Annotated in this window: 4 protein-coding genes; 2 read left to right on the top strand and 2 right to left on the bottom strand. The window is 66.5% G+C overall.

Annotated elements, in window-relative coordinates; all coding sequences use genetic code 11:
- Both JOZ00_RS23410 and JOZ00_RS23405 read right to left on the bottom strand, forming a co-directional pair.
- Positions 1-1,190: N-acetylmuramoyl-L-alanine amidase (locus tag JOZ00_RS23410; RefSeq protein WP_293348789.1), on the bottom strand; the 1,190-nt coding region annotated here is incomplete at its 3' end.
- A gap of 126 nt (positions 1,191-1,316) precedes the next feature.
- The gene (locus JOZ00_RS23405) at positions 1,317-2,372 is read right to left on the bottom strand and encodes a PirG (RefSeq protein ID WP_293348786.1); all 1,056 of its coding nucleotides are present in this window, start codon (positions 2,370-2,372) and stop codon (positions 1,317-1,319) included.
- Positions 2,373-2,626: 254 nt separating this feature from the next.
- On the opposite strand from JOZ00_RS23405, the gene glf reads away from it, so the two are divergent.
- Positions 2,627-3,826, top strand: coding sequence for a UDP-galactopyranose mutase (gene glf / locus JOZ00_RS23400; protein WP_293348783.1), 1,200 nt, complete (start codon positions 2,627-2,629; stop codon positions 3,824-3,826).
- A gap of 82 nt (positions 3,827-3,908) precedes the next feature.
- Positions 3,909-5,508, top strand: a 1,600-nt coding sequence (locus JOZ00_RS23395; RefSeq protein ID WP_293348780.1) for a glycosyltransferase, incomplete at its 3' end; no start/stop codon positions are given.

Below are 5,508 nucleotides of genomic sequence, written 5' to 3'. Positions count from 1 at the left end.
GCGTAGGCGGCGTTGCCCGGGCAGTCGGTGTTCCCGACGTCGCGGTGGGTGAAGATGGTCGGCAACGTCGCGATCGAGCCGGCCGGGTAGGTGGTGTAGTGGCTGCCGGCAGATTCCAGTTGAACGATGCCTTTGGGGTCGACGCCGTCCAGGCCCAGCCGCCAGCCGAGCAGCCGCCCAACGGTTTTCAGCTGGATGGGGGTCGGCGGCACGTCGTTGAAGTTGCCGATCATCGCCACACCCCAGGTGTTGCGGTTGAATCCGCCGGTGTGGGTGCCCTGCACCGCCTTGCTCATGCCGCCGGCGCTGCCCTCGAACACCTGGCCGTATTTGTCGACCAGCGCGTTGTAGGCGATGTCGCACCAGCCCAGCGTTTTGGCGTGGTAGGTGTAGATCGCTTTGACGATGCCCGCCGATTCCAGCGGGGAGTAGTCGTTGCTGCCCGCGGTGTGGTGGACTACCGCAGCGCGAACTCCGTTGTCGTACTGGGGGCTACCGCATCGAAGCGATTCGTCGGCGCCCCATTCGGCCCGGCTGATGATGGCGGGGGCTTGGCCGGGCATCAGGACGCCCGACGGTGGCGTCCACTGCCGGTGTGCCGGCGCTTGCGGTGGGGAGATGAGGACGGCGTTGATGTTCTGTCCGAAGGGTTGTTCCTTGGACGCCGGCTTGTAGCCCAGCCCGTTCTTGTCCGGAGGCTCGCTCGCGGGTGCCGGGAGCCCCACGGTGGCGGGCGCGTCGATCGGGCGGGTGACCGCGATCTGGACCGTGGTGGTGGTGCCGACGAACACCGGATCCGTGCCGCGAGGGCCTTCGAGGAGTCCGGCCGATTGGCCCGGGGCGGCCATGTCGTCGCCCACTTGGTCCTTCGGGTCGGGCGCCGCGGTCTCGTACTCAGTCTGATACCAGGGTCCCCAGGAACCGTCGGGGCGTTTGGCGCGCACCCGGGTGGAGGTGCCTGCCAGGTCGCCGGTGAGTGCGACCAGTGAGAACGGCGCGGGCTGGGTGATCTCGCGCACCGTGACTCCGCCGGTGAGCCCGATCAGCGCCTGCTGGGTGAGTTGGGTGTCGTGCGGTCGCACGGCGCTGGGGGTGCCGCGATCGCGCGCGGTGTCCGCGACCCAGGAGACGATGACAACGGTCGCCGCAATCGCGGTGAGCAGCATCGTCGGGGCACGACTCCGGGACACGAGTCGATGTTACGTGTGATTCTAAAGTTATCTGTGGGACGACACGAGTTGAAGCGGCGATAAATAGGAGACGGCACCGCAGAGTGTTGAGGCTCTGCGGTGCCGTCTTTACTACTCGCCCGTTCGTTAGACCGGGGGCAGCGCCGGCAGCGCGCCGGCAGCACCCGGCAGCGCGCCGGCAGCACCAGGCAGGGCGCCGGCGACGCCCGGCAAGGCACCCGCCGCACCCGGTAGCGCCGCAGCCGCACCCGGCAGAGCGCCCGGCAGGGCACCGGCCGCACCCGGCAGGGCACCCGCCGCTCCCGGCAAGGCACCGGCCGCACCCGCGCCGCCGTGCATGCCCTGCGTGATGGCCGGCATGACCAAGCCCTTGAGCAGGTCGATGGCCTGACCGGCGCCCAACTGGTTGGCCGCCTGCATCACGTCGTTGACCAGGCCGCCGCCACCACCGGAGCCCTGGCCGGCCCCGAGGCCGCCGCCGCCACCGCCGCCGATCGGTGAACCGCTACCGAAGGTCGACGGGTCACCAAGGATCGGGTAGGTGCCGCCCGCGCCCGGGTCCAACGCGCTCTGGGAGTCGATCGGCATCTCGGTCGGACTGGCCAGGCCGGGAGTGACTCCGGCCGGGCTGGTCAGCCCGGGGTTGGAAAGAGCGGGGTTGAGCCCCGCGCCCGGGGTCGCAATCCCAGCCCCCGGAGTGGTCGGCAACGCGCCGGGTGAGGTCAGCCCGGGCGTCGTCGGGGACAGGCCAGGGCTCGCCAGACCAGGGCTGGTCAAGCCGGGACTGGTCAACCCGGGGCTCGTCAAGCCCGGGCTTGCCAGGCCGGGGGTGGAGGTACCACCCAGGGCACCCAGGCCGGGGGTGGAGGTACCACCCAAGGCACCCAGGCCGGGGCTACCCAGTCCGGGGCTGGCCAGGCCGGGCGTGCTGGCGGCGCCACCGCTCAGGGCGGGCACCGGGGGCAGGTTGATCCCGAACTGCGACAACCCCTGCGACAGGGCGCCCATCAGCTCACCGGGCAGGTCGCTCATCATCGCGGCCTGCTTGAACTCGTGGTGCTCGGGCGGCTTGTCGCCGGCTGTCGATTCGTAGACCAGAAAATAGGCGCAAGGACTCGCCACTGCCAGGGCGGCGACCGCGCTCATGGCTGTCGAAAGCTTGCGTCGGCGTCGGTTCGGCACGGAAGTCTCCTCAATCTCGACTATCTGTTTTGTCGGCGCGCTCGACCCGTCGTAGCTGGGATGAACACACAGAGTTGATGGTACGAGTGGGATTCGTGTTACTAGAGTGGTGATATTGAATCGTGAGGTAATTGCCACCCGGGCTGTAACCGCGGATTTGAGGCATCAGGGGCCGCTGTTCATCGGATGAACTGAAGACTTCCCAGGCTCGCCAAATGGGTTAGGCCCACGGCGTCGGATACCCTAAGCAACCGATGACCGCTCGTTTCGACCTCCTCGTCGTCGGCTCCGGATTCTTCGGCCTGACCATTGCCGAGCGCGTGGCTACCCAGCTCGGGAAGCGCGTGCTCGTCGTGGACCGCCGGCCACACATCGGTGGCAACGCCTATTCAGAAGCTGAACCGCAGACCGGCATCGAGGTACACAAGTACGGCGCCCACCTGTTCCACACCTCCAACAAGAGGGTCTGGGACTACGTGCGCCAGTTCACCGATTTCACCAACTACCAGCACCGCGTGTACGCGATGCACAACGGACAGGCTTACCAGTTCCCGATGGGACTGGGCCTGGTCTCGCAGTTCTTCGGCAAGTACTTCACGCCCGAGGACGCGCGGAAACTCATTGCCGAGCAAGCCGCCGAGATCAACACCGAGGACGCGAAGAACCTCGAAGAGAAGGCCATCTCGCTGATCGGCCGGCCCCTCTACGAGGCGTTCGTCAAGGGGTACACCGCCAAGCAGTGGCAGACCGATCCCGTCGAGCTGCCGGCCGCCGTCATCAACCGGCTGCCGGTGCGCTACACCTTCGACAACCGGTACTTCAACGACACCTACGAGGGCCTGCCCGCGGGCGGCTACACGGCGTGGCTGCAGAACATGGCCGCCGACGACCGCATCGAGGTCAGGCTGGGCACCGACTGGTTCGACGTCCGCGACCAGCTGCGGGCGGACAGTCCCGATGCCCCGGTCGTCTACACCGGCCCACTGGACCGTTACTTCGACTACGCCGAAGGCCGGCTGGGCTGGCGCACACTGGACTTCGAAGTCGAAGTCCTACCGATCGGCGATTTTCAGGGCACACCGGTGATGAACTACAACGATCCCGACGTGCCCTACACCCGGATTCATGAGTTCCGTCACTTCCACGTCGAGCGCGACTACCCGACCGACAAGACGGTAATCATGCGGGAGTACTCGCGGTTCGCCGAGGATGACGACGAGCCCTACTATCCGATCAACACCGAGGCCGACCGCGCCCTGTTGGCCGCCTATCGCACGAGGGCGAAGTCCGAGACCGCTTCTTCGAAGGTACTTTTCGGCGGTCGGCTGGGCACCTACCAATATCTGGATATGCATATGGCCATTGCCAGCGCACTGAACATGTACGACAACACGCTTGCACCACACCTGCGCGACGGTGCCCCACTAGCCGAAGAGGAGGGTGCGCGAGCATGAGTCGTGCCAGCGACGATGCAGAGCGAAGCGATGAGGTGGGGGCACCACCCAGCCGCGAAGCGCTAGGGGGAGAGTGGCACCAATGAGCGCCGTGAGCTTGCTGTCCCGAATCATCTTGCCGCGCCCGGGCGAACCGCTCGACGTGCGCAAGCTGTACCTCGAGGAGTCGTCCACGAACGCCCGGCGCGCGCACGCGACGAGCCGCACCTCACTGCAGATCGGTGCGGAGTCCGAGGTGTCGTTCGCGACCTATTTCAACGCCTTTCCCGCCAGCTATTGGCGCCGGTGGTCGATCTGCCAATCGGTGGTGCTGCGGGTCGAGGTGACGGGCGCCGGCCGCGTCGACCTCTACCGCACCAAGGCCACCGGTGCGCGAATCTTCATCGAGGGCCACCAATTCGCCGCCACCGAGGACGAGCCGCAGGTGCTCGAGATCGAGGTGCCGCTCAAACCGTTCGAGGACGGCGGGTGGATCTGGTTCGACATCACCACCGACAGCAAGGTCACATTGATCAGCGGCGGTTGGTATGCGGCCGAGCCCGCCCCCGGCACGGCCAACATCGCCGTCGGCATCCCGACCTTCAACCGCCCGGCCGACTGCGCCAACGCATTGGCCGCCCTCACCGCAGATCCCTTGGTGGACCAGGTGATTGGTGCGGTGATCGTGCCCGATCAAGGTGTCCGCAAGGTGCGCGACCATCCGGACTTCCCGGCCGCGGCCGCGCGGCTGGGCAACCGGCTCTCCATCCACGACCAGCCCAACCTCGGTGGCTCCGGCGGTTACAGCCGTGTCATGTACGAGGCGCTGAAAAACACTGATTGCCAACAGATTCTGTTCATGGACGACGACATCCGCATCGAGCCCGACTCGATCCTGCGGGTGCTGGCCTTGCACCGCTTCGCCAAGACGCCGATGCTGATCGGCGGTCAGATGCTCAATCTGCAGGAGCCGTCGCACCTGCACATCATGGGCGAGGTCGTCAACCCGTCGAACTTCATGTGGACCGCCGCCGCACACGCGGAGTACGACCACAACTTCGCCGAATACCCGCTCAACGACGACAATTCGCGCAGCAAGCTGCTGCACCGGCGTATCGACGTCGACTTCAACGGCTGGTGGACGTGCATGATCCCACGCCAGGTCGCCGAGGAGCTGGGACAGCCGCTGCCGCTGTTCATCAAGTGGGACGACGCCGAATACGGCCTGCGCGCCGCGGAGCACGGCTACCCCACGGTCACACTGCCCGGCGCGGCGATCTGGCACATGGCGTGGAGCGACAAGGACGACGCCATCGACTGGCAGGCCTACTTCCACCTGCGCAACCGGCTGGTGGTCGCGGCCATGCACTGGGACGGCCCAAAAACACAAGTTTCCGGCCTGGTGCGCAGCCACCTCAAGGCAACCCTCAAACACCTTTCCTGCCTTGAGTATTCGACGGTGGCCATTCAGAACCGTGCGATCGACGACTTCCTCGCCGGCCCTGAGCACATCTTCTCGATACTGGAATCCGCTCTGCCAGAAGTACATCGGATGCGCAAGCAGTACCCGGATGCGGTGGTGCTGGCGTCCTCCGACGAGTTGCCGGCGCCGTCGCGGCGGAACTACGAGATGAAACCGCCGGTGAACCCGCTGACAATCGGCTACCGGCTGGCCCGCGGGACGCTGCATCAGCTCAGGCGGG

It is taken from the genome of Mycobacterium sp. (assembly GCF_019243155.1).
Taxonomy (GTDB): domain Bacteria; phylum Actinomycetota; class Actinomycetes; order Mycobacteriales; family Mycobacteriaceae; genus Mycobacterium.
The sequence above is the reverse complement of the archived record's forward strand: the minus strand, read 5'-3'. Positions and strand labels throughout refer to the sequence as shown.

Excerpts from the sequence above, each read along its gene's own strand:
- glf (WP_293348783.1), top strand. The coding sequence starts at position 2,627 with ATGACCGCTCGTTTCGACCTCCTCGTCGTCGGCTCCGGATTCTTCGGC.